28 protein-coding genes, 1 tRNA gene and 1 rRNA gene are annotated in these 24031 nt (G+C 45.6%); 3 read left to right on the forward strand and 27 right to left on the reverse strand.

Features of this window, described 5'->3' with window-relative positions; translation table 11 throughout:
• Positions 1-116: 116 nt before the first annotated feature.
• Positions 117-231: ribosomal RNA gene (gene rrf / locus BIW53_RS02110) — 5S ribosomal RNA — on the forward strand.
• 430 nt (positions 232-661) lie between these two features.
• Positions 662-964, forward strand: coding sequence for a hypothetical protein (locus tag BIW53_RS02115; protein WP_070990157.1), 303 nt, complete (start codon positions 662-664; stop codon positions 962-964).
• On the opposite strand, the gene BIW53_RS02120 is transcribed toward BIW53_RS02115, so the two are convergent.
• From BIW53_RS02120 to BIW53_RS02195, 16 genes are all read right to left on the reverse strand, one after another.
• Positions 965-1189 carry a hypothetical protein gene (locus BIW53_RS02120; RefSeq protein WP_070990158.1) on the reverse strand — a complete coding sequence of 75 codons (225 nt, stop codon included), beginning with the start codon at positions 1187-1189 and terminating at the stop codon, positions 965-967.
• Complete coding sequence (locus BIW53_RS02125) at positions 1182-2804, reverse strand: hypothetical protein (protein WP_070990160.1); 1623 nt, start codon at positions 2802-2804, stop codon at positions 1182-1184. The genes BIW53_RS02120 and BIW53_RS02125 overlap by 8 nt, the downstream gene beginning before the upstream one ends.
• Complete coding sequence (locus BIW53_RS02130) at positions 2801-3127, reverse strand: hypothetical protein (protein ID WP_070990162.1); 327 nt, start codon at positions 3125-3127, stop codon at positions 2801-2803. The genes BIW53_RS02125 and BIW53_RS02130 overlap by 4 nt, the downstream gene beginning before the upstream one ends.
• Positions 3115-3939 carry a hypothetical protein gene (locus BIW53_RS02135; RefSeq protein ID WP_070990164.1) on the reverse strand — a complete coding sequence of 275 codons (825 nt, stop codon included), beginning with the start codon at positions 3937-3939 and terminating at the stop codon, positions 3115-3117. Before BIW53_RS02135 ends, BIW53_RS02130 begins: the two co-directional genes overlap by 13 nt.
• Positions 3936-6011 carry a hypothetical protein gene (locus BIW53_RS02140; protein WP_245699333.1) on the reverse strand — a complete coding sequence of 692 codons (2076 nt, stop codon included), beginning with the start codon at positions 6009-6011 and terminating at the stop codon, positions 3936-3938. The genes BIW53_RS02135 and BIW53_RS02140 overlap by 4 nt, the downstream gene beginning before the upstream one ends.
• Positions 6008-6367, reverse strand: a complete 360-nt coding sequence (locus BIW53_RS02145; RefSeq protein WP_070990166.1) for a hypothetical protein — start codon at positions 6365-6367, stop codon at positions 6008-6010. Before BIW53_RS02145 ends, BIW53_RS02140 begins: the two co-directional genes overlap by 4 nt.
• Complete coding sequence (locus tag BIW53_RS02150; RefSeq protein ID WP_070990168.1) at positions 6364-9888, reverse strand: tape measure protein; 3525 nt, start codon at positions 9886-9888, stop codon at positions 6364-6366. Before BIW53_RS02150 ends, BIW53_RS02145 begins: the two co-directional genes overlap by 4 nt.
• 66 nt (positions 9889-9954) lie before the next feature.
• Positions 9955-10707, reverse strand: coding sequence for a phage tail tube protein (locus BIW53_RS02155; RefSeq protein ID WP_070990170.1), 753 nt, complete (start codon positions 10705-10707; stop codon positions 9955-9957).
• On the reverse strand, positions 10707-11123 hold the full coding sequence (locus BIW53_RS02160) for a phage tail terminator protein (RefSeq protein WP_070990172.1): 417 nt from the start codon (positions 11121-11123) through the stop codon (positions 10707-10709). The genes BIW53_RS02155 and BIW53_RS02160 overlap by 1 nt, the downstream gene beginning before the upstream one ends.
• Positions 11123-11551: a gp436 family protein gene (locus tag BIW53_RS02165; RefSeq protein WP_070990174.1), complete on the reverse strand. Its 429-nt coding sequence runs from the start codon at positions 11549-11551 to the stop codon at positions 11123-11125. Before BIW53_RS02165 ends, BIW53_RS02160 begins: the two co-directional genes overlap by 1 nt.
• Positions 11552-11553: 2 nt before the next feature.
• Positions 11554-12021, reverse strand: coding sequence for an HI1506-related protein (locus BIW53_RS02170; RefSeq protein WP_070990176.1), 468 nt, complete (start codon positions 12019-12021; stop codon positions 11554-11556).
• A gap of 50 nt (positions 12022-12071) precedes the next feature.
• Entirely contained in the window at positions 12072-12980 is a 909-nt protein-coding gene (locus BIW53_RS02175) for a Mu-like prophage major head subunit gpT family protein (protein ID WP_070990178.1), read from the reverse strand.
• Positions 12980-14086, reverse strand: coding sequence for a phage protease (locus tag BIW53_RS02180; protein WP_070990180.1), 1107 nt, complete (start codon positions 14084-14086; stop codon positions 12980-12982). Before BIW53_RS02180 ends, BIW53_RS02175 begins: the two co-directional genes overlap by 1 nt.
• A gap of 60 nt (positions 14087-14146) precedes the next feature.
• Positions 14147-14914: a hypothetical protein gene (locus BIW53_RS02185; RefSeq protein WP_139158762.1), complete on the reverse strand. Its 768-nt coding sequence runs from the start codon at positions 14912-14914 to the stop codon at positions 14147-14149.
• 341 nt (positions 14915-15255) lie between these two features.
• Positions 15256-15906, reverse strand: a complete 651-nt coding sequence (locus tag BIW53_RS02190) for a hypothetical protein (RefSeq protein ID WP_070990184.1) — start codon at positions 15904-15906, stop codon at positions 15256-15258.
• Positions 15907-16067: 161 nt separating this feature from the next.
• Positions 16068-16526, reverse strand: a complete 459-nt coding sequence (locus BIW53_RS02195) for a phage virion morphogenesis protein (RefSeq protein WP_070990186.1) — start codon at positions 16524-16526, stop codon at positions 16068-16070.
• A 37-nt stretch (positions 16527-16563) separates the two neighbouring features.
• On the opposite strand from BIW53_RS02195, the gene BIW53_RS20765 reads away from it, so the two are divergent.
• A tRNA-Gln gene (locus BIW53_RS20765) sits at positions 16564-16634 on the forward strand.
• Here the strand turns inward: BIW53_RS20765 and BIW53_RS02200 are convergent.
• Genes BIW53_RS02200 through BIW53_RS02245 form a run of 11 tightly spaced genes read right to left on the reverse strand, consistent with a single transcriptional unit; the run spans position 16626 to position 23972 of the window.
• Complete coding sequence (locus BIW53_RS02200; RefSeq protein ID WP_070990187.1) at positions 16626-17972, reverse strand: phage head morphogenesis protein; 1347 nt, start codon at positions 17970-17972, stop codon at positions 16626-16628. The two genes, BIW53_RS20765 and BIW53_RS02200, sit on opposite strands and share 9 nt — an antisense overlap.
• Entirely contained in the window at positions 17965-19524 is a 1560-nt protein-coding gene (locus tag BIW53_RS02205) for a DUF935 domain-containing protein (RefSeq protein WP_070990188.1), read from the reverse strand. Before BIW53_RS02205 ends, BIW53_RS02200 begins: the two co-directional genes overlap by 8 nt.
• Complete coding sequence (locus BIW53_RS20770; RefSeq protein ID WP_175442071.1) at positions 19518-19673, reverse strand: hypothetical protein; 156 nt, start codon at positions 19671-19673, stop codon at positions 19518-19520. Before BIW53_RS20770 ends, BIW53_RS02205 begins: the two co-directional genes overlap by 7 nt.
• Entirely contained in the window at positions 19673-21262 is a 1590-nt protein-coding gene (locus BIW53_RS02210; RefSeq protein ID WP_084228036.1) for a terminase large subunit domain-containing protein, read from the reverse strand. The genes BIW53_RS20770 and BIW53_RS02210 overlap by 1 nt, the downstream gene beginning before the upstream one ends.
• A complete protein-coding gene (locus BIW53_RS02215) occupies positions 21262-21843 on the reverse strand; it encodes a DUF3486 family protein (protein ID WP_070990189.1) in 582 nt (193 codons plus the stop codon). The genes BIW53_RS02210 and BIW53_RS02215 overlap by 1 nt, the downstream gene beginning before the upstream one ends.
• Positions 21843-22145, reverse strand: a complete 303-nt coding sequence (locus BIW53_RS02220) for a VpaChn25_0724 family phage protein (protein WP_070990190.1) — start codon at positions 22143-22145, stop codon at positions 21843-21845. Before BIW53_RS02220 ends, BIW53_RS02215 begins: the two co-directional genes overlap by 1 nt.
• Entirely contained in the window at positions 22132-22446 is a 315-nt protein-coding gene (locus BIW53_RS02225) for a DUF2730 family protein (RefSeq protein WP_070990191.1), read from the reverse strand. Before BIW53_RS02225 ends, BIW53_RS02220 begins: the two co-directional genes overlap by 14 nt.
• A complete protein-coding gene (locus BIW53_RS02230; RefSeq protein WP_070990192.1) occupies positions 22446-22670 on the reverse strand; it encodes a TraR/DksA C4-type zinc finger protein in 225 nt (74 codons plus the stop codon). Before BIW53_RS02230 ends, BIW53_RS02225 begins: the two co-directional genes overlap by 1 nt.
• Positions 22657-23139: a 3TM-type holin gene (locus tag BIW53_RS02235; RefSeq protein ID WP_070990193.1), complete on the reverse strand. Its 483-nt coding sequence runs from the start codon at positions 23137-23139 to the stop codon at positions 22657-22659. Before BIW53_RS02235 ends, BIW53_RS02230 begins: the two co-directional genes overlap by 14 nt.
• Positions 23132-23392, reverse strand: coding sequence for a hypothetical protein (locus BIW53_RS02240; protein WP_070990194.1), 261 nt, complete (start codon positions 23390-23392; stop codon positions 23132-23134). The genes BIW53_RS02235 and BIW53_RS02240 overlap by 8 nt, the downstream gene beginning before the upstream one ends.
• Positions 23385-23972 carry a glycoside hydrolase family 108 protein gene (locus BIW53_RS02245; RefSeq protein ID WP_070990195.1) on the reverse strand — a complete coding sequence of 196 codons (588 nt, stop codon included), beginning with the start codon at positions 23970-23972 and terminating at the stop codon, positions 23385-23387. Before BIW53_RS02245 ends, BIW53_RS02240 begins: the two co-directional genes overlap by 8 nt.
• Between the last annotated feature and the right edge of the window lie 59 nt (positions 23973-24031).

Here is a 24031-nt window from a genome sequence, read left to right on the forward strand (position 1 = left end):
ATTTTAAGAATTAAACAAGGTGAACGAAAAAGCAATATAGCGAAATCAGTTCATCTTGCGCAAATGAAATGCTCGTGCGATGCACGATGTCATTAAACATTTGCACCAAGACTTTGCTTGGTGATAATAGCGTTTTGGACCCACCTGACCCCATGCCGAACTCAGAAGTGAAACGAAACAGCGTCGATGATAGTGTGGCATTTGCCATGTGAAAGTAGAACATCGCCAGGCTCCTAATTAAGTAAAAAGCCCATCCAATCGGATGGGCTTTTTGCGTTTTGGGGTTGTAGGTCGTGATAAGCGTAGCGCCATCCGACGTTTAAGAGAGAGTCCCTCGGCAACAGCTAAACCTGCTCACTTCACCTTGCGCAAAAGGAATGTCAGCGCTACGCGCTTTGTCATTAAACTTTTGCACGATATTCACCTTGCGCAAAGGAAACGCTCTCACTGCGTTCGTTGTCGTTAACCCTTTGCACTATATTCACCTTGCGCAAAAAGAGCGTGTTCGCTTCGCTCATTGATGCCGCGCGCGAAAACTTAACACCTATTGTGCGAAAATTGCGAAAATTCATAATTTTACTATGTTAAACACAATTTCAAATGCCGAAACGTCTACAAACCATTTATACTGACTCGATGTGTCTTAATCCAAGGTTTGCTAATGTTAGTTCGAATAGGGAAAGTACTTTTTGCTATTATGGTTCTAGGTGTACTTTTACTTAATACCTTTCTTCTTGACTCGCATATAAAATTTTCTAAAGAGAATCAAAAGCCAACTGTTGTATTCAAAGAAGTAGAAATACCAACATCGACACCAACTACATCGTTCTTTTTTAGGTGTTTAGAATATCGTCGCCCACAAGCTACAGACTCCTATGCATTTAATTCAAAGGAAAATGAGCCAGTTAAAAAAAGTGATGTTGAAGCATGTAAGCAAGCAGCTATAGAGTTAGCGGAAAAATAGCTAAACCTCTATCTCTGTATACGGTAGGTCTGGTGCTGGGCCTACTATGCGATCATTCTCTATATAAGCACTGCCACTTTCTACGCTATCACCTAACACAGTGCTTTGGGTTTCATCTGAGTGTTGTACTAAGGTTGTGCCGTCTTGGTTGACGGTGAGCACTTTCACAATGCTGCGCTGAGTTGTAGCCAGTACCGTGCCGAGTCTATTTAACGCGTTAGACATTGCTGATCACCTTAATGGTTTGGTTTACTGTGATTGCACCTTGATTGTTGATTGAGGCACTTAATGTTGTGCTGTCGCAGGTTGCTTTATAGAGCGAGTCTGAATAGTTGATCCCAACGAGCATACTGGGCCTAATCGGTGGCAAGGTTGAGAGTAGCTTAGTTCTAATAGTGGACTCTTGTTTGTTGCCGCTTCTGGCAAGTTCACATGTACCACGTTGACGAGCGGCTTGATTGTCTGTGATTAGACTGTCAACAATATCTCTTGCATACATATCGCCAGCGGTGCCACTGCGCTTGATTTTACAGGCTACGCCTTGTTGTTCTCCACGTACAAACACGGCATTGTATTCAGGCTGTATTGTATCGCGGGTATTGTGCTCAAGTATCAACGACTCGTTGAGTATTACATCAGGTGTTGCTTGCTCAGCACTCCATGGGTTAACTGGCCACTCTGGCACAACAGACACTTTTTTATTTGTATCGTCGATATCAAGTATTGCGCCAATGCTGTTGGCTACTTTTAATAATGCAGTAGCGGGTGTTAACCCTCTATAACTAAACGCGCCTTTTGGCACTGGATAATCAATCATTTGATTGTCGAGTGTCCAGCCAGAGTTTTCTAAAATGTCGCTCATGATACCAGCGGCGGTTTTATCAACGCTGTTGGTGTAGTTAGTTGCTCTTGCATATGGCGCAGAGAGTAGCGCAAAGCGGCTGCGTATATTGGCTGAATACGAGCTGTTTGCGAACTTACTACTTGTAGCGGCTTGTTCGCACATCACTATAAACTCATAGCCATTGATTGTTAGCTTTAGTTCATGGCCTATCGCACGTTCCATATCAATGCGAGAGCAAAACTTAATATTGCCCGTTGCACTGAATTGCCCGCGAGTAGATGTGTAACTAAATTGGCTGAGTAATATTTGCTGAGCGTTATCAACTCGCTCACAGGTAATGGTCGGTTGCATGATGTAGGCTCGTTGTAGTTGTGGCTCTATTGGGATTTTTCTATCAATGGGTGGAATGTCATCATCAGAGCGAATGAGTCCACCGGGTAAGCCCCAGTAGCAAACTTGAGCTATGTTTTTTAGTTCAAGTTTTATTGGGCTAATGTTTGTTGTTGCCTGCTTCTTAAACGAAACAAGTACTTTACCTCGATAAGGGTGCGTGTGACGGTAGCAAATATAAGCTCGGTCAGTCGGGCCATATCGAACAGTAATTGCACGCTCTATACTGGTTGAAAGTCGCCAATGTTGAGTTGTCTCTATTACGTCCAGCGGGTATCTTAACCACGTCAACAGGTGTTCACTCTCGATGTATCTACCATTGAGCCATGAGATTAATGTTTCACAATGAGTATGCAGTAAAGCGCTAGACCAGAGTAACGTATTCATGGTGCTAAAGTTGTGACTTTCAGTAAAAGGAAACTGGAACTGGTGGCTGAATACTTGGCGATATGATACAGAGAGTATGCTTAATTGAGTCATCGTTTGCCGTGTACTAAAAGCAAGATCGCAGCTTGTGCCTATCTCTTTTGAGTCATCGACACCAAATCGAATTAAGATAGGCGAGGTTCGATGGGTAGAGCGCTTGCTGAGTATTACCTTTATCATAACCAGACAACTTCTGGTGCACAGTTATCAACAGCTTCAGCCTCAAGCTCTCCGCGCTGGTCAAGTGCAACAACGAGGAACTCATGTGTTGGCTTAGCATCGTATGTACGAATTTCACATGTACGCTCTTTGGTTGATGCAACGCCAATGAGCGTGTAGGTTTCTTTGTCGAAGACCAATACAACTTCACTACTCGTCGTTCGCTGTGTATCTAACGTAACAGAAAATATGTAATGTGCTTGTGAGTCTCTCATCGGCTTAAAGATTCGATTTCCAATTAGCCGAGTACTACTACCAAAAATTCTTTTGCTCAACTGTGACATAGGTAAACCTCACCATTTGCATCAGAGTTCCAGCTATTTTCGCGTTTGTACTTATAAAACTTGTAACCCTCAACAGTATCGGAGTTCAATGAGTTTAAAAAGGCACCGAACATGCCGGGGAAATATGCATTGGTATCGTTAATGGTAAAGCAACACTGAAAGAGCAAGTCACTTTCACCTGCAACTTTTACTCGTGATACGTCATAGCTATAGTGGTTAGGAGTTGCTTTAACAAAGTTCCCACCACCAATAGCGCGAATGTATACATTAAAGTAACTGCTATTACCAAATGGAAACCCTCTATCAAATCGAGTGTTATTCCATCCGTGAAAACCGCCAGATAGGCAGTTTGGGTTAGCACCAAGCGTGTCTAACACACCAATAAATGCACACACAGCATTGGTTATCACATAACAACAAAATTCATTTGCAAAAATCACCCAATCATCAGAGAGCTTAGGCATGGTAGGAGCCGACGAGCCAGAATATTTTGACCCATCGGAGCTAATATTAGGCATTCGGTTCACGCCACTAGAAATATCACTCATTGAATCATATCCATGCATGGCTAACCCTGAATCAAATCTAGTAGCGGGATATACTTTGTAGCAGTAATCGGCGCGAGCCGTTTGCAGAACAAGGCTATCGGATGATTCAAAAAGAATACTCCAACCTGCGGGTGGGGTAGAGTCGTATCCATCAACTAGAACTTTCTTAAGCACATTGATAGTTCCTTCTACTGTATCGTCCGCAGTTGGTGCGCCCGTATCTGTGCTATTAAAACGCTGTAGTATATTTAGTTCTGAAATCATTCTTTATTACCTCTAAATGCCAAAGTTGATGAGTCATATTTAATCTCTGAATGGCCCGGTGAAATAGAGCGAGTTAATGCAATGGGTTTACTGGCCGTTGTGGTTTCAAATAAAAAACATTCACCGGGATTAAGGCTAAGGCCAGCGCCAAATGCTTCTTTACGAATGAGTAGATAAGGCGCACTTGCAAATGGGTTGATTGGTACACAATCTGCGTTTATTGAGCCGTGGTAAATGGTGCCAACATGTTCACCAATTAATTTGTAGTCAGTAGTTGAGGTAAACACGATGGCCCAGCGCTGGGCAATTGCGCCTATATTGCTCAGCTCTATGGGGTATTGGATTGTATTGATGGCACTGGATGCGGGTGAACCCGTAGCACCAAAATTGTTTTGCCACGCGCTGAGCGTGCGTTCGTCCTTGGTGGTAGCTTGTAAGTCGCCCAATACATAGGCGCTTGATACGGTAGCTCCAACGGGGTAAGTACGTTTAAGCGGGGTTAAAATACGTAGCGTGCTGCCTTCAATATTGTCTACAGTGACTAGCTCAGACAATACGGCTGTAATGATGAACGGGCCAGTAAACGAGCTAATACCCGCTTTAATGGTCACACGGCCTAGGTCTTTGTCGTAGCTGTAGTTATCATCATTCGCGCTGTATAAACTTAGCCCGTCATTATCAACAATATCCACCCAGTTAGCACCCGTTGTTACACTAATAGTCTGGCCGTTACTTAAGCTCGTATGTACAGCTCTATTTCTGTCTTGCACACATATTATGTTGAACTCATGAAAAACGGGCACGCGGCCACCTTCAGGTAGTTTACTGCGGTCAATACCACCGGGTGGGCTGGGCACGTTTATTTCCGTTACTTCGTCATAATCATACGTAATTGAGTCCGATTGCACTTGCGCAGCAAAGTTAAGCGTTACTAAACCTCCACTGGTTACGTTGCCTGATATATTAGTGCCAGAAATTGTGCCAGCGCTGTTACTAGATGCGCTAAAGTCGGTGCCGCTTAAGTTTTTAGCCCTGATGTATAGGCTATCTTTGGCAAACCTTGTAGGTATCACAAACTCTATGCTGGTGACGGTATGAGGTTTAGCTTTTATCAGAGCTCCAAGGTTTTCACTGACAGTGCCGTTATAATCTACTGGGCCAATCTCTGTGATTACTCCTGTTTCATAGTCAATTCTTGCAAACACATAGCCATTGGCAATAAATCGACCTAGACCGTCATCGGTATAAACTGAATTGCTGCCTTGCTTTTTCAGTCGTGTGTGGTTGGGGACAATGGTTTCGCCTGCTTGTAAGGTGATTTGACCATCAATAAAAGAATGGAACCGAAAGTCATTTTTCGATAGATAGTAAACAAACAATGTGTGCCCTGAGCGCAGTGGATAGCTCACATGCAATTCACCAGAAACATTTGACCCGTTGATGTAGGGGCCGTTGGCCAAGTATTTAATGGTGCCCCACGAAGTTTGATATTCAGTCGTGATATTAGGGTACTCACTTAGTAAGTCAGGTATATCTACATTGAACTCTCTAAGCTCACCATAGCTAGTGATTGTTACTGATCTAAACATTTGAGAGATAGGCGGCTTCATACCTACCTTTGAAGTACGGCGCTGTACGGTGGGCGCTAATGAGCGAGTGGTCTGATCAACCTGTAACTCTAAAGAATCACTGGTTGTCGTTGCTGTTAAATAAGTGGTGCCATGAAATTTGGTGTTGCTGTCAGTCATCATGCCGAGCATATCAGGCAACAAACTATCATCACGTAATAATGGGGATTCAACGAGTAAGGTGCTCACCAGAGGGTCTTCAGGTTGGTCGCTAATAAACACATGCGCGTCTTGCAGTTTGCTTGCATCATTGGTCGAAACCGCTGGGTAAAGTTTCACTAAATCAAAAGCACTGCGGGCATGATCTACATCACTGATAGAGCTAAATACATCATTCAATTTACCGCTAACAACCGCGTTGTTGGTACGGTGTCCGCCTGCGTTTGGAGCGCTGCCTAAACGCTCTGGTTTAAATATCTTTAAATGGCTTCTAATGATGGTCATACCGTTTTCAGCCTTAATGTGATGTTTTCAAAATGTGTAGGCTCAGAGTCACTAAAATATTGCAACGGTGAGCCTGTTACTGGTTTTTGGCTGTGGTCCCAAACCACATTGAACGTTGTACCACGTATGGTGATGTCAAATGCGGCCAGCTCCGTTTGGCTGTGTTCAAATAGCGCGATGTAAAGCGCTGCGGCTTCAAGTGCGCTTTCAATTGTAATGGGGCGGCCCACAATCGCGGTTTTTTCAATATGTTGTGCGCCATTGAGCGCGCGTTCTGTTTGTTCAGCTACCCCTTGGTAATCATACTCATCTGTCCAAACGGCGTTATCGAGTTGAATGTTATTGATCACTATCATTGTGCGTTACTCAGTTGCTCTAATTCGTTTAATAGTTCATCCCGCATGTGGGCGTACATTTCTGCGGTTTGGCCATTGGGTAAGCTCAATTGCAATGTGATGGTTTTCCCTGAGTGGTGCTGTGTAAGAGTGCTGATAAGCTTATTGATTGCATCAATTAATGAGCTGTTTGAACTATTCACAACAACTTGGTTACTTGATGTGATTATGTTTGGCAGTCCATTTAAAGCTTGGTTTGGGCTGATTGGGGTTTGGTTGTTTTTAGTATTAAGCACCTTTTTTTGCGCGGCGATGGCATCCGTGAGCTTTTGTTTTTGTTCCTGGTCTAAATAGCTCAGTTGCTTAATGGCTTTAATATATAAGTTATTGAGTGCATGGGTTGTTGTGGCACTTTCAATTTCACGTTCAAAGCGATTATATTGCGCTTCGGCTAGCTTTGCTCTGGCACGTTTTTCTTTTTCGGCCCGTACTTCGTTGCTTTCAAAGGAATAGGCTCCATCGCTTTCGTACTTTTCTTGGTAGTCCACAATGTCACTGACTGTGGGGCGAGCACTATGCGTGTAGCTATTGATGTTGGTTGACGCGCGTGCCGCACTTTGGCTGACTTTTTCTAACTCATCCTTTTGTTGGCGTAAGCTTTTAAAATTATCTTCGGTGGCTTTTGTTGCTTCTTTCGTTGCTTGGGTACCGCGCTTTGTTGCCGCTGTTGCATCATCTTGAGCGGTTTTAAAATCACCCAGTAAGTTATTAACCACACTTAATAGCGATTCAAGGCGCGCTTTCTGCTCGTTGTATTCTTGAGCGCTCAATGTGCCCGCACGATAGCGGTTATCTAAGTTAGCTACTTGGCTAATTAACTCTGATTGCTCAGCTTTTAGCTGGCTGAGTGTTGCCAGTTCATACTGTTGAACCTTGTTTAAGTCTTCGGTTTGTTTGGTTAAGCGCGCTTGTTGTTTGGTTAGTGCAGCTTGTGCCTGCGCTTTTTGATCAGCGGTTGCCGTGCTTGATGCCAATACTTGCTGGTTTTGCTTTATGGCGGCGCTGGTTGCATCCAGTGCTACGGTAAAACGCTTAACTGCTTCGCTGTTTGTATCGGTAACGGGCTTAAGCGCATTGGCTTTCTCAACCAGCTTGTCGAGTTCTTTGGTTAACCCAAGCGCCGCCGCAGCCGCTTGCACTGAGGCGGGTACAGTTTGGTCGGTAGCATCCGCTGCTTTTATGGCGGCATCAGCCCACTTTAAAAATGCCTGCTGTTGCAGGGCAATCGGTTCGTTTTGCTGTTGGATTAGCTCAAACGCGCCTTGTAGCTTTGTGGCTGTTTGCTCAAGGGCGGTGCTGCTGGTTAAACCCAACTCTTTATAGGCTTTGCTTACATCACCTGTTAAATAAGCCTGACGGGCTAGTGACTCGTTATGCGTTTCAAACTTGGCTTTGAGAGAATCAAGTAATACAACTTGCTGGCTGTATTCTGCGCCTGAGTTCACCAGTGCCACACGGGCTGAGTTTAGGGATTGTATAAAGCCGTCAACGCCATCACGCACACCATTGAGGTTTTGCGCTTGTTGCTCTAGCGATTCGGTCACTTTGAGTGCTTCGGCAACGGTCAGGGTTAAAAACGCATGGCGTTCTCGTTCGGCTTGATCTGCTTGTTTCGTCGCTTCTACCAGTTCTTGTTGTTTTTTTATAGCACCTTCGTAAATGCCGAGCCGTTCATTCCATAAAATCGTGCCTTGCTCAACAGCGGTATTTAGTTCATCCATGTTAGTGATTAACACGCCTGTATTTTCACTGACAACTTTGAGTTCTTCAGCAAGTTTGGCTGAAGACACTTTTGCATCACGTTGGCTCTTGGCTACTTGGTTCTCAAGGGTTAAAAGCTTGTTGTACTCGATACCGACACTTAATAATTCTGATATAAGTACCGTATATAAGCCGCCTTTGGTAATAAAGCTAAGGGCACTTTTCCATTTGTTGGTGGCTAACGTGGCTGCATGAGTAGCAGTAGTTGCACCATTAATGGCTGTTTTATACGTGGTAAATGCGCGGGTTGCGGCAACGGCACCACTGACAACACTGCTAAAATAACCACCAATTTTTAGCGCGAGCCACGCCTTGGCCACAAAACCAATTTCTTCTCTGTAGTCGTATAAAGTACTTATGGCATCATTAATAACGGTGCCTGTGTTTACAATAGTATCGCTGATTGACTGTGCCCACTCTTGCAAGCGGCCATCTGCCGCCATGGCTGCAAACTCAGTGTTTAAGGTGGTAAGTTGGTTTTTGAGCCAATCCATTGCACCCGATTGCGCTATGAGGTTATAAAACTGCTCTAAGTTGTCTTTTGCATTGCTGACTTGCCCACTGAAAAGTGCCATTTGCGCCGCCGCACTTCCTGCGCTGGTTCGACCCATCTCATCAATCAACTGCTTAATGACATCACGGCCTAATTTGCCGGCACTGGATAGCTTTTGTAGCTCTTGAACATTTTTACCTGTGACTTTTTCAAGCAACTCCCACACAGGAATGCCACGTTCTACCAGTTGAAGAATTTCTTCGCCTTGCAGCTTTTGCTTGGCCCATGCTTGGCCAAGGGCCAGTGATATGCCTTGTACTTCTTCAAAGCCACCGCCAAGTTTTAATGCTTGGTCTGTGATGGATTGTAAGGTGCCGTCCATCGGGTCAAGGCCAAACGCCTTGAGCTTAACAAATGCTTGGCTGACTTCACCCAGTTGTAATGGCGTGTTTTTAGTGAATTGCGTTACCCATTCAGTGGCTTTTGCACCGCCTGCAATGCCACCCATAAGCGCTTGCATTTGAATACCGAGCTTTTCAAATTTATCGCCTGTTTCAAATACCGATTTAACCGCGCTGGCTACTCGGTCTAAACCGAAATAGGCGGCGGCCAGTGCAGCCACTTGGCCCGCAACTTTGCTTAAGCTGGCTGCGTGTGCCTGTTGTGTTGCATTGCCTTGTTTTAGGTCTTGAGTAAAGCCATCTACCGCTTTACCTGCTTTATCAAACTGAGCGCCTAAGTTACGTTTGGCCACGCGTAAATTGTTGGTATCAACGCCAGAGCGTTTAAGCTCGGCCTGTAAAGCGGCATGTTTACCCGTGTTCTGCGTCAGCTCGTCACGCATTTGTTTTAAGTCGCGTTCGGCTAAATCTATACCCCGTGCCAGCTCTAAAAATGGTTTGCTGGTGTCTTGCGCTTGAATTTGCAGCTGATTAAGGGCGTGAGCTGCGGCGGCCGTTGCAACTTCTTGTTGTTCTAGTTTTTGTTTTGACTGCTCAAAGGCGCGTATTAGCTGTTGTAAGTCACCTAAATCGTCCAGTTCGTCAGCAAGGCGGCCAGCGGTTTGGGTGGTGTTGGTTAGTTCATAACTCAGTTGCTCGGTGGCTGGGTTGGCACGTTCGGCGCTTTGCTCAATGTTGCGAAGCTCTGCAACTAATTGCTCAATGTTTTGCTTGCCTGTGGCTTCGGCCACAACTCTAAGTGCTAACTCTAACGTTTTGTTTGCCATCGGAACTACTCAGTATTTAACAAGGTTTAAAATCGAGGAAAAGGGGCCGAAGCCCCAAACGGGGAACTATGCTTCTATTTCGTCCACGACAAATGGCGCATCGTTGCCAGATTTGATTTTGGCGGTGCCTTCTAGCTCTGCACCTACAAATTCAGTACCCGCTAAATCAAGCTCAGAGGTGGGTGACATTGATACATCATAAATATCAAACTCAACTTGCTTGCCGTTGGCTAGGTTCTCGCCTTCGCCGAAAAGCCGTAAACGAATTTGTGAGTTCAACGCGCCTTTAATACGCTTGCCGCTTCGGGCGTTGTATTGGCCTGAAAATGTTATTGCTCCGCCTGCTTCTACTTTGCCGCCATGCAATGCGCGGATAAGCCCAAGGGCATAGTTCATTTCAAAGTCTTCACCTAAGACCAATGGCGTAGCACCTTGCTTTACCGAAAGCCCTGCTGTTGCAAAGTTTTTATGGCCAATTTCAACCCAATGCTGTGCTGATGGCAGTGTGATAGCTTCATCAGTGAGCGTACCGCTGGCATCGTTAATGGCTACCACATCGCCCATCAATGCCATAGCAACCAACTCAGTGGGTTGGTCATCAAAGGCCCAGTTAATGGCTGTGGGCTTAGGTATGCGCACATCATCCAGCACTTGCCCATAGTCGGCCTTTTTGTTTGATGTTCGGGTTTTAGATTCAGACTCTACTTTTATGGCTAATTTTGTGGTGTTGATTGGACCAATTGAGCCACCTTCAGGGTTGCCTTGTTTATTTAGGCGCTGCACAAATACATTGCCAGCAATTAGATAACCGTCACTCATTAGTGGGTTCCTCGCATTCTCATTTGACAGGTAAAGGCCAGCGGGTAAAACGCATGACCGCTTGTATATCTGGGTTTTATTGGGGTGTTAATGCGTTGCCATGGGCCTGCATCACCTGTTTTTTTGCCAGCTAATGCACGAATGGTTTTAGCAATGTTTTGCCCTGCATATTTGCTGTTTTTACGCTCAGCAAGAATGACAAGCCATGTTTGCTTGATTTGCACATTGGCACCCGCTTGAGTGGGGCCATTTAGCTGCTCGCCGTAATACAAATAAAACAAACAGGGGGTGTGATTGGTTTTATCTATTTCGGCTAAATCATCGAGTGCCTTTACGTGTCGAATGCCTGAAATACCTTTCAATGCTTCTTCAAGTAAAGGCCCTGCGGCTAAGTAGTCGTCTTTTATTTCAAACATCAAATAAACCCCTGTGACTTAGCGCGGGCAAACACGCTGCCAGCGGACTCCATAAACGCGGTGTCGTTGGTTGCGGCTTTGTCGCCTTGGCTATCAATGCCAAGCGCTACCTTGCCTTGGTTGACTGCTTGCAAAAACTTCAGCGCGTCCGTATAGCGGGTGTGTATGTGCTCTGGGGCGTTGTCGCTACTTAAAAAGTAACGGGCTATATCGCAGCAAATACGCACCAGCGCGGTAGGCACCGTACTCAAAGGCAAGGTATAACGGCCCGCTAAGTAGCCGTTAATTTCTGCACTTGCATCAATAAGCGCTTGCTCAAGCACAGGGATATTAATTTCACCGGGGGTGCTGTTTTCGCGCTCGGTAAGTAACACAAGGTCTTGCTGATCAAACCGCGTTTGCATATCCGCTGTACTGGCGTAACTCATGGTTATTGCTCCGTGTTAACAATGTTATCGAGGTAGAACTTCCATGCGGCATCACGTTGGCTGGCTGTTGGTTTGACTTGAGACACAATGTTGTCACCTTCTGCATCTTCAGCAACTTCCACCACAAGCTGGTCAACAGTTGGCTTCGTTTTAAATTGCTCAACCAACATGATTGCGACTAAGGCATGTAGCTCTTCTGGCACACCTTCAAGGTCTACTTCGTCAAACTCAATCTTGCTGCCTACATCGCTGCCCACACCTCTTGGCTCCATGTTTGGCGGCGTACTAGCCGCTTCACTTGTTTTAAGCTCTTGCACTTTAATGCGTGTGTCTTTTTTAAGTGTTTCAAGCTGTTGCTCAGTAACTTGCACGTTATCGTTTTGCCCGTAATTGAGGGTAAGGCCAGCGCGGCGGTAGCCATTGGGTTGCTGACTGAAAATACATACTGCATGATTCGTCTTATTAGCCATTTCATTTTCCATCCTATTGATTGGCCCCAGTGGTGGGGCATTGGGTTTAATTACAGGTAATCAGCAACAACTAGCTTTAAGCGGCCTTTGAGTTCGTTTGAGCTGTTTGAATCAAGCTCACGCTCAAGTAACTTGGTTGCCACGTCTTCTAGCTCTGGTGGTACAACTAAGGTAGTGGGGCGAATGCCCAGCTTTCGGCCACCGTCAGCCGTGAAGGTGCGCATTGATTTAATGCTGTGCCAAAGGTTGTCTGCATTAAGTGCGCGCTTGTTGGCAAAGGCCAGTTGCCAAAAGCTAAAGCCCGCAGCATCGCGGCAATCGGTGCCATAACGAAACTCTTTACGTGTGAATACTGCTTCATCATCCGTTTTGGTCATGCTGACAAATTGGGGCTTTTTACGAACTTGAAAAATAATAGGTTTCAGTACTTTTGAGTCGTCAATAACGTACCAAGCAGGCCCTGTATAGGCACCATCTTCGGCCATGTTGGCTACACTTTGCACTGTGCCCGTGCCATCTGCATTAGGGTATACAGGGTGGTCGGTATCAAAGTAGTTTTGGCCGTCATAACACAGCGTGGTAAAGCCATCATTAAGTAATGGGAAGCACATTTCATCTGGGTGAATGCCGGCTGAGCGTCCCATTTCCTGCATAAGTGGTGCATAAATCCCCAATTCATCATCTTCGATATGGTTTCTGTCTACACCGATAGTGGCTTCATAGTCATCGTTTACAATACTGTAGCCGTGGGCTTTCATGCTTTGAATATCACGGTCGCCAACCCACTTTTTAAGAGAAGGAAACTTACCCAGCCAGCCGTAAGTGTTGCTTTTGGTAGTCGATTTAATCTCGGTGGCAATCGCTGTGTACTGTGGCTTAGCCTCGCTTAAGCCATCTTGAAAGTTCTTTTTAAAGCCCGTTTGTAGGCTGGTTAAAATTGCGGGGGTCACAATCGCCATTATTGGTTTTCCTCTTTTAGTAACTCGGCATAATTGGTGTAGCTAATGCCTAACTGATCGGCAGCGTATTTTTGTTCGGTAGAGAGTGCGGCTACGCCTGTTTTGGCGTCTGGCTTTGGTTGTGTGTTGGTTTGCTGGGTTGTGAGTGCGGCAATGGGGCTGCGACTATCAAGCACCGTATTCAGGGCGACTAAGCCTTGCTGCTTGCCAAGCTGCGTTAAATAGTCCACCTCAGAGGCCACTACACGGCCATCTTGCTTGGCTTTATCAATGGTGCTTTCGATGGTCATACCTTGATGCTCTGTGTTTAGTGCTGCCAATTGGCCGAACAGGGCATTGTAGGCTTCAACGGGTACATATTTGCTGAGATTTACTTGCTGTGAGCCTTGCTTTACTTGGGCAGTGAGCGCGGCAATTTGCGTGTCTTTGCTCTCGGCAGCTTTTGCTTTTTGATTAAGGTCAGCAATGGCGGCTTCACCTTGAGCAATATGCTCTGTGGTGACATCACCCGTTACGGTAATGCCAAGCGCAGCCAGTAGCTTTTGGGCTTCGTTCATGGGGCTTGTTCCTATGGGTTGGGTAAAAAGTTGGGCGTTTAATACGGCGATTTCATCAAGGCCCGTTAATGCTGGGTCGTTGGTTAATGCAACGTGTAATAAAACCAGTGGGCGGCCTGTGTTTTTGTCGTATAAAAAAACGGGGCTGACATAGCGGTATTCTTTGGCAAGCAAGGCTTTGTGTGCGGCATCGGTCCATGCCACGTTTTTGGCATACACTCCTTCGCCGGGTACGTACTCCAAAGCATCAGTTTTAAACCAACCAGAAGCGGGCGCGGGCTGGCCGTTTTTTTCTTTGTGTAGGGTTTGGTGCTCGTAATCAAATAAAAAGTCGTTAGTGCGAGTTGCAGCACTCATCTGCAAATTAGCAAAGGCGATGTCATCCATAAGCCATTTACGGCTAGGCACATCAAAGGGGCGGCCATCACGGCTGGCAAATTCACCATCAGGGATAATTAAAACGCGCTCGCTAATGCCTTGCTCGTTTGGTAGAGCAGTGACATTGCAAATGGCTAAACCAAGGCTTTGGGCGGTTGTGGTGTTTGGCATGTTCTGGCACTAAAACGTTTGTCTTGGTGCCAGTATGTGGAATTGGGCTGAGAGTGTATTTTAAACTGGGTTAATAAATGCTTCGTTGGAAAAGGTACTTTTTTCTATCAAAATAGCGAGTTTTAAAGCTTGATTTCTTAAGTCTAGGAAATGATCGTCGGTCAAAGCGTTCGCGTTATCTTCAAGTAGTTCTATGAACTCATGGCGGTTGTCATTTTTTAGGAAAAAGCCATGTTTGCTTATCAACTGCTGTGTATTTCGTATTACCCTGTAAATAAACATTTGAGTAAGCTTATCGTCCAAGTGTGTATCTATCATTTGATTTAGAATCTTATGCTGTCCCAATATACTATTTTCTATAATATTTTTGAGTTCAGCACCTTGTTTCATTGTTTCAGCGCTGCCTGTAGAACAATCCACTATAGTTGCTTTTTCCCAGTTCTTCAGTTGGTAGTCACCACATTGCATATTTAGAGTTCTGGTTACTACGTTCTCTTCAAATCGTATCATGTCAACTAAATATTGCAGCCTTAATTGGTTAGAGCTATTTTTTTGTGCGGTAGTTTGCTCTTTCAATGCTTCAACTTGAGCATTAATCGCTTTAGTCTGGTCTAGGGTTATTTTATTTTGTTTTTTTGCTTCAGCAGCTTGCTCCTCTTGTGCACTTTTTTGTGCGGTAGTTTGCTCTTTTAATGCTTCAACTTGAGCATTAATCGCTTTAGTCTGGTCTAGGGTTATTTTATTTTGTTTTTTTGCTTCAGAAGCTTGATCCTCTTGTGCACCCCTAGCTCGCTGTAATTCTAATCTAGTTGCTTTTAACTCCCTCATTTGTAGAAGCAGTGAAAATATGAGCATTAAGATGGTGCAGAATGTTAGCAAGGGGTTTAGCATCCCACCAAAAAAGTCACCAAGAGCACCGAATTGGCCTCGTAATGATTCCCAATTTTTGGCGTCATAGCGTATAGGAAATAGTTGCTCGAACCCTTGATAGTAGATAAGAACAAATAACGAGGAAAAAATAAACGCGAGTAAGGGAATCACCCACATTGCGTGTTTAACTACTTTAGAAAAGCTTTCTAGAGATTGCTCTTCAATTAACGCATTTTTATTGGTGCAAGAGCTTTTCCCATCGAATGTGTCCATCTTTTATTGGCCTTTGATTTTTATTTTTAGTCATATACAGCAAAAAATGATAGTAACATGTTGTATATTTTTTCATTTTCACAATACAAACGTTTCACTCTTTTAGTTCTCTCTGAAGTGCCCTTTTCTGGGTCATTTTTGTAATTAACCTCATAAGCTATTTTGTTAATTACGTTCGTATCGTTTATGAATGTGTCAATATATCCCAATAGTTCCTTATCAACTATAAAAAGCTTATAGCGGTTTTCTCTGTAGGTGTTGGCAATGTTACTAAGTTTAGATTCGAGCGTTCGGATTTGTTTGGTTATTGACTCACTCATTTTCTGGCAAGACTCAATTTGGTTTTCATTCTCTAAGTAGCTTTTCTTTTCAATTAAAAACTCTAACTCTCGCATGTCACCAGAAATTTCTTCAAACTGTTTTGAACAATATTCTATAACACAGAGGGCCATTTCCCGGCGTGCTTTTATTCTTTCGGCTTTTTTCCAACTATTTAAACCTTCTATGGCTATTAGTAATGCGATAATAGGAAAAGTAGTGGTAACAAAACTACTGAGATATGATATTAGTTGCCCATAGTTGCTAAAGCTTATACCGAGGATATATCCGAGTAGCAAAATCATTATGTATGATAACCAAATGCGCCAGTCATCAATTGGTGTTTGTTGGTTTTTCATTTTTTCCCAGTGAGAATTTTAGAGTAACTAGTTAGAGAGCTATTTAGCGAAAAGGTGTTAGAAACGTTCCTAAACATGCTTCTCGCTTCTTAAGCATAACATGTAGAGTCGATGTTGCTGTATACACACTTTAGGCTCCAATAGAGGTCTGTAGGGAGTTTCTAACTTTCAGTAAAATAATCGACAAGCACACTCAAAATATCGTGCTCACCTTGTGTACTCACGCCGAAGTATTCACGCTGGGGAATGGCAGCAGGCCCCGGTGCAAATTCGGGCAAGCCGCCCAAGTTATGAATTGCTGAATAAGGTTTATTGCTGCTTATCTGTGCCCAAAGTGCGCCACTATCAGCGGCTATGCTTGCCGCTAAGCCGCCAGCGCTGACCTGTAGCATCTGGCCACCAACGCGGTTGGGGTTTTGTTTTAGGTAGTTTTCGCTCAATGCAGGCCATGCATCACCCGTAACAGGGCTGCGCTCTTGGGCAAAGGCATCTTCTGTTGCGCCCTCTAAAATTGCGGCTATCTCGTTCATTGGGCCGCTGAGGTCGTTAAACTTGGCGGCAATGCTGTTGAGTACTTGGGTGGCATCACCGTGTGTGAGTATGGCTATTTTGCTGGTCATATTGTAATCACTTGGTTGTTGGGTAATAATTACTAATGGCGGTGGTGTACCCCGATAGGTAAGGGGCTGTCTGACAGTGATGTGAGTTCGATTCTCACCCTACCGCCACACTTCATACAGTTCACCTTGAATACCGCCATCTATTGTTTTTGTTTTAACCTTGAGTGCATTGATTAAAGTGTCTAACTCAACCCCTTTGCCTTGATATCGCACTACAACTTTTATGGATTCAACACCTAGGCGCTTAATAAACAACAGTTCACTGCGTGCATATTCCCAAAGTACTTGCGTGTCAGGACTGTTAATCCAAGTACTTAGTTGAGTATATTCTTTCAAGCTCAAGGCACTTAAGTTCTCTTGATGTTTTTCACTATGTGCATGGGCTAAGGCGCGTTCGCTAAGAATTAAAGTGCGGGCTGCATCTATGCCTTTGTTTAAGAGCTTTTGGCTTATGTCGTCATCGAGAAAGCTCACCACGGTTTTGTGCTGTGGGCGTGGGCCAAACTCCCTTAACCCTTGTTTGTCTTTAGCAAGTTTTGCAGCTTGATAGCGCTCGATACGCTCAATGCTTTTACGGGTCCATAGTTCAAACGCGTTTACTCGCGCTTGGCTGTTATTGAGCGCTTGAATGGTTTCGGCGCGTAGCTGCACATCTTCAACTTTACCTAGCTTTTGTGCCACGGCCATATCTGTGCCAAATGCAGATTGCCCCGGTGAATAGGCCCAGCCAATGTCTGGGGTCATTACATCGCCACTGGGTAGCTTTAATCGCGCATGGGGCACGGTTTTCACTTCGCCAGACTCACGGCTAACAATCTCAGCATCAAATTGTTGTACGTAGCTTTCACCGTTTTCAACCGTTATGCCACGGGCTTTGACTTGTGCCGCAGTGAGCGCGCGAACGCGGCAACGACACCCCCAACCATTGGGCGGGAACATGGTTTGCCAAATTGGGTCATCAAATCGAAAGACCTTGCCGTTTAAAAGCCTGTGCTCTGGCCTTGTTTGCCCATCATCAATGGCGATGTATTGCCAATAGGGATGGGTTTTAGCGCGGGCCAGCAAGCGGCGATAGCGCCCAGCCATATAGGCCGTTTGCATGTTAGTGCGGTAAATGGTGTTTAAGCGGTATGGGCTGCCCAGTTGAATGATATCGCCTTGTTCGTTTTTAACTTTGCCCCACCAACCGTGCTTTTGCAGCTCTGGGGTTAGGCCTGCATTAAACTGCTTTGCGGTTAAGCCCTCGGTGAGGGCTTGGTCGGTGTATTTACGTATGGTTTCGAGTACGTCCATGCTTTGTACGCGGGCAACGGTAAACGCCTTACTGTGGGCAACAGTTAGCACATCGTGCCATTCATCGCTAATGGCGTACCCCTTCGATTTAAAGTAAGCCACGGCGTCGATGGGCGCGCGCTCAAATGCCGCGCTAATATGGGCACTACTCATTGATGGTGCCCCATAGTTCACTGACAAAGAACAAGCGGGTAAGCAGCTCCGAGAGTGCATCTTGGTCAAGCGTTGGGTAAAGCTCTGCAAGTTCAATGGCTGCTAAATCACTGCTTTGGTTTAGTTTGTTTAGTAGCGGTTGCAGCGTGGCTTTGTACTCGTCACGCATATCACCATTTGTAATGGCGTTTAATGCTTCATCTAGGGCGGTTTGATTTTTGCGGCTTTGGTATTCGGTGTTAAGCGCGGCAATGGCGGTATTAAGTGCGGCAGGGGTTGTGCCTTTTTGGTCCTCTACAGGCACAGTTAAAACGCCTTCACCTTCGCTTGGCTTTGGAATATTTAGGCGTTCATGCACCCAGCTTTGTGGGATCTGCATACCAAGGCTCACTAATGAACGTAATGGATATGCCAAATCACGCATTTCATCGCTGGTGGAGGTATCAAACTCAAAGCGTGGTAAACGGCGGTTGCCTTTGTAGCTTTTACCGTTAAGCGCATACATGGGGTAGATAACATCACGGTTTATGGTTTGTTCAAGCTGGTGTAAGTCGCTAAGCGTGATGTCTTCTTTTACGTCTTGGTGTACGTTGCCCAGTGCATTGGTGCTGGTTTTGCCATCGGCTTGGCTGGTTAGTGTGCCACCCAAAATGGCTTTAGATTGCGTTAGCTCACACCAGCGGATCATGCTTTCAAATGGGTCGGCTTGGCCGTTAGCTGCACTTTGAAAGTCAATCTCCATGCCTCTTGGGATAATCCCACCTGCATTATGGCCAATGGCCATAACAGCTCTCAGTAGCGTGGCTTTTTCTGCATCGCTGGCACCACTTGGGTATTTACCCACGCGCACGGGTAAGCCGTAAATCTCTAAAAACTCGGCTAAGTCGCGCACACTGTAGTTTTTAAACAAAAATGGCCAAGCAAGTACAGAGAGTAAGCCAGCCCTGTGTACATAACCCGATTTTGATTTATGAATATGAAGCGCCCAACCAAAGGGGTTAAGCGCTTCACCTTCGTCAGAGCTGTCGTTCAAAACAAGCTGGTTGTAATTATCTGGATGGGTTTTAAATAGATTTTGGTCACGAAAAGTATAGCCTGTGATCAGTTGTTGCTTTTCGATGTAATCCCATTGCAACTCGTTGGCACAAAAGCCTTTAAGCATTGCGTCTGTTAAATCAAACTTAAAATCGGTAAACCAAGTGGCATCTTCAAGCACCTCTACAAGCATATCTGCATCGCGTTGCTCTTCAGGTGTGGCATTACGCGGTGGTTTTATATTCCATTCAAAACCCAATACGGCGCGGCGGCGTTTGCCAAGTTCACAACTGATATGACCGTCTTTGTCTTCAATGTCTTTGGCTAAATCTGCGATGGCAGCCAAATTACCTTCTTGGGCCTCTTTGAGTAAACTAGCAAGCTTAGCAGGCGTAAGCCCTTGTGTCGGGTGCTCAGCGTACTGCTTTAGTAGCATGGCTACTTGGCTGTTTTCTTCTGTTTGATTGCTGTCTAACTTTTTGATTGTGAGCGGATCGCCGTTAATATCTACTAGCATGGTTTTACTCTTAAAATGGGTTTAATGGATACAACGTACACCTCTAAGGTCATTGAATACTTTTCGGCGGCTTTACGGCCTTTCGCTTCGATATCTACATATTCGTCATATGCCGTAAAAATGTACTGATAGTGAATACGCCACCGCATTACCAGCACCCCGAACCTTGGTATGCGCCTAGGTCGCTGTAGTTAAAATCAGGGTTGGTTTTAGAGTCGTGTTTATCGGGAAGTGGGGTAAACTCAATGGCGCTGCCATCCATCCAAGCAGCTCGTACTGCCATTGCCAAGCCTACGGCAAAATCTCCGTGACGCTGGCGGCCATCGGAGCCTTTATCAGATCCTTTGTCTATTTTTGGGGTGCCGTTGCGCACAGAGATCTTTTGTAAATCGCCTAAAATATCTTGGTGTTTAGGTACTTGAATGTTTTGGTCTTCAAACTCAGCCTTAAGCTTTGGCATCCACTCCCGATACCAAGGGTCGTTTAGCATGACTTGCTCGACCATTTCGGTGCCAAAGTGTAAAGCTGCCGCCTCGGCCAAATAGCCACCATTACCCGTGGCATCAAATGCCATGCCTTGTAAGCGGGGTAGGCGTGTGGCGATATGCAGCATAATATGGCGCTGCATATCATAGGTGAGGTTAGTAAGCTCAACGACAAAGGGCACGCGCTTGGATAAGTCTTTGCTTATCTCTAGCGGCACAAATACGGTTAAGTCGCCACGGCGGGCGAAGTCTTCGCCAAGGCTATGGTTTAGCGCTGGGTTTAACTTCTCAAGCAGTAGATCGATATATTCTTTTAGCCATGCGTCAATCTCGGTTTTACGGTATTCATCGGTCCAGCTCATAAAGTCGCTGGACGCTTCATACTGAACAATGGGGATGCCTTTGGTCATAGCGGCTTCAATTAAGACTCGGGGAATGTATGCACCGCCACCTTTCTTGGGTTCGCAAAAGTATTCTTCGCGGGCGTCTTCCTCGCTCGCTGTGTCTTTTATAAGGTCATCAATCCATTTGCTTTGGGCGTCAACCGTCCATTGCTTACGCTGCCTTTGGCATATGCGCTGGTATAGCCCTTCGCGGCAAGCATCTTCAATAGTGATAGTGTGCACCGAATAGCGCTTTTTGCCTGCACGGCTGTCTTGAATGAGTTCATTGAACAGGTTGTCGATACCATTGTGCGTACTAATTAGTCTGACTTTTGCGCCCCACATCGTCAGTGCTAAAGCGGCTTTAAGCACTTCAGCTAAGCGCTCATGAAATGCGGCCTCATCAATGGTTACATTGCCTTGCATACCCCTTAGATTGGCAGGGTTGGAGCTAAGCGCTTGGATTTTAAAGCCACTGGCAAAGTGGATCACAAATGTAAGGATCTCTTTGCCTTCTTGACCATCATCAATGAATAGCTCTTCTTGAATATCACCAGCAGCTTTATTGAACGCCTTGGCCCACATGGCGGCCGCTTCAATAAACTCACGGGCCATTTCTTTGTTAGAGCCAACGTAAAAATGATTGGTGCCAAACGCGTCTTTGCTTTTACTGGCCTCTAGTACGGCGTCAGCCGCCTCGGCCCATGTGATACCGGTTCGGCGGCTTTTCTCGGCGATTTTGAGCGGGGATTGGTCGGCTATCCAGCGTTTTTGGTAGCCTAGCAGTAGTTCGCTGGGGTCAAACGGTATGTATGAGGGTAGCCCAAAGCGTTGCTCTACTTCATTGGCATTGCTGACGCTTTCAGTCATTATGCGATTCCTAAGATCTGGTTTTTAATGAGCTGAGCACCTTCTTCTGACAGGCCCGCTAGCACGGCACTTTCCTCAATCTTTGCGGCCGCCTCTTCAGCAAAAACTTTGCGTATTTCGGTTTCGCGCTTATGCACATGCATTGCGGTTGTTTCAAGGCGCTGAATACTGAGCATCACCTCTTTGATCATGCCTACGTCCACCTCGGCATTTTCATCAGGGTTAAGCAGTTGTTGATGCATGGCTTTGAATAACTGAGTACGGCCCATTTCAAGCACAAGCTTTGATGTTTCGCCCATGGGTTTATCACCAAGCTCAGCAACCAGCGCAGAGGTGGCCGCGCGGGTTTCTCTAAGCTGTGCCGCTATGGCTTCGTGTTTTTGGGCGTGGCGAGATAAGCCAGAGCGCGAAATAGTAGCCTCTTCATCAAGCCCCGCATCAAGGATCAATTTATTAATTTCATCCAAAATATCCGCTTGTGAATTGCCAGAGTCTCTAAGTAATTCGTCTAGCTTTTTCTTTATTGCTTCTGGTAAAGCGTCAATTTTACTGGGCTTAGAGCGCCGCACCTTGTCTGTCATTACACACTCCTTGGCGCGGGGCGTTTTATGCCAGGCACTATGCTTTTACCCTCAGCCACATCTATGCCGTTTTGCGTAATGCGGGCAACCCATGTGTTGTCCGTCAGCCTATCGAGCGTTACATAGCTGTTTTGCTCTAACCAATTAAGTTGAGTTTTAAGCTGGTCACGGCTGCACCCAAGTGCATAGCGGGCCAATACATCAGCTAACATACTGGTGTTTGCGCCATAGTCAGCCGAATCCTTAAGTGCGATCAAAATAGTGATCCGCTGGTGTTCTGCTTGTACTTCATGCATCGCCATTGCGCGTACCTCTGAGTTCGTTTTCCATTAATAGGGAAGTTGTGTTTTGTAATGTGGCTAATTGAGGCGAGAGCGCGTCAATTTTGCCGCCAATCTCAATTAAGCGTTTGTCTAGGTCATGTAAATCTTCACCGCTGGGCAAGTCTGCAACCGTTTGTTCAACAGCGCTAACGCGCGTAGCTAATTCATCGTGTGTTGTACGACTTACAAATGTGGCTCGAAGCCACGCAACTGCGCCAGCCCCAACAATGAGCAGTGATAAAGCAAGTATTTGCTTCCACCATTCCAATATAAATTCCATCACGGCTTCCTATAGTGCTTTGCTGCACGCTCTAATAGCTCTTGGCAATCAACGCAATGTTTGCAGCTATGTATGGCGTCTCGCCGTGCTTTTGGGATTTCAGCGTTGCACTCAAGGCAATGCATAAAGTCGACGTCTTGCCCCAAAAAGTGGGCTTTGTTTTTGTTTAGCGCGCGCTCTGAATCTTGCTCAGCAATACGCTGTGCATCGTCAACGATGTCCATGTGGGTTCCTTAATGAGTTAATGATTGATTTGGCGACTTCTTTGGCTTTGGAAGCTGTGCCGGGGGCTATCTTTTCAACTGTGCGACCAACAACGTAGCCACCTATGCCTAGCTGTAGTAGTTCCCATGCCTTTTCGGGTAGTGGATTAGCCAACAACCCAAATGCGTTGAGCACAATCAAAACTAAAAACGTCAGCATGGTGATAGGACGCCAAGAGCGCTGAAGCCAGCTTTCGCCTTTTGCTTCAGCGGTAATATTTTGAGACTGAGCCGCGAGCACTTGGCCTTGTAGTTGAATGACTTGCCCTTGAAGCTCAAGCTCTTTCGCTTTGTATTCGAGCTCTTTGGCTTTTAGGGCATTGGTTATTTGAGTTAGCTCATTCGTGAGCTTTTGTTTTTCTTCATCGGAGGTAAACGCTTCATCAATCACGTTGCCCACTAATTTACCCAGCCCTAACCAATCATCCATGACTCACCTCAAAGCGCTTGGCAATTCGGTTACTGGCGGCGTGGTATGAGCGAATGGCATCGACACGCAGACGGATGTCAATTTCTAAAACAGAATGCCAGCCTTTGTTAAACATGCTTTGGTAGGTGCCATCATGGCTGTGTAGAGGCACATTGTTTGCGTCAAATGGCTTGTTGTTTACTCGGGCTTGTACTTCCGCCTCTAAGCGCTTTATACGGCCTTGCTCGCGTGACCAATCCCAGTTTCTACCCATGGTGTACTCCTGCAATGGCGCGCTCAGTAATGTGTTCAAGGCGGTTGTACCAACCATTTAAATTAGGTTGTTGGCTGGTGTCATTGCTACAGATACGGGCGTATTTACGGGCGCGTTTTAAGCTCAAACCAACGCATAACTGCATTGGCAAAACACTATGGCAAGCTTTAAGTGTGAGTGGCCCAAAGAGACCATCAGGCTTGGCACCAACATAACGCTGCACCAGTATGCTCATGCTTGGCATACCATGTTGGACAGCGCCATCAAGCAGCATTAAAGCAATACCTGCATTAAGCTCGCTGCACTGCATGGGCCGCCAGTAATCTCGGTGATATAAGCGAACGGCCTGTGCAAGGGTTAGGTTTGGAATATCAAGGTGTGGGTAGGCTCGTTGGCTTATGCCAAACTTAGTTAAACCGCCTCTGTCAGTAGGTGTGTTATTTAAGCCGCCGTCTGCATTTAAGCCACCCTCCAAATATAAGATAGGCAAAATAGCATCAGCAAATTGCAGCGAAAAAGGCGCAAGTGCGGCTTTAATTTCTGGCTGTTGTTTAAAGTAATTTAGATTGGGTAGTGTCATAAGGCACCCGTAGCATTTGGTTTGCTACAGAGTGCCTAAATCGTGACGGGATGAATTTT

This window comes from Pseudoalteromonas byunsanensis (assembly GCF_001854475.1).
GTDB classification, from domain to species: domain Bacteria; phylum Pseudomonadota; class Gammaproteobacteria; order Enterobacterales; family Alteromonadaceae; genus Pseudoalteromonas; species Pseudoalteromonas byunsanensis.